Here is a 277-nt window from a genome sequence, read left to right as displayed (position 1 = left end):
AATCCGTATCCAAAAGGAGTAAGTCCGGCTAAAAAAAATAAAGTCATTTTAGTTTCTTATAAATTTATTATTATTTCTATTGATAAACGGAAATTATTTACCAATTAGCTTGTGGAAGCTTTTCTAAAACTGTGTTTGGATTATCCTTCGCAAATAACATTTGTCTATCTAATTTAAACTTTTTAATTTGATGTTCCCCAGGCATGCTATCATGCATTGTGTTCGTTACTTCGTGATCAACTTCTCCAGAAACGAGGTCATATTCGCTTGAAAGCAT

The 277-nt window shown here is 31.4% G+C and carries 1 protein-coding gene; it reads right to left on the bottom strand.

Features of this window, described 5'->3' with window-relative positions; translation table 11 throughout:
• Positions 1 to 97 precede the first annotated feature (97 nt).
• The coding region (locus tag SB660_RS20215; protein WP_410584086.1) for a hypothetical protein at positions 98 to 277 on the bottom strand (180 nt) is incomplete at its 5' end.

The organism is Bacillus sp. SIMBA_005, assembly GCF_046535585.1.
GTDB lineage: Bacteria > Bacillota > Bacilli > Bacillales > Bacillaceae > Bacillus > Bacillus pumilus.
The sequence above is the reverse complement of the archived record's forward strand: the minus strand, read 5'-3'. Positions and strand labels throughout refer to the sequence as shown.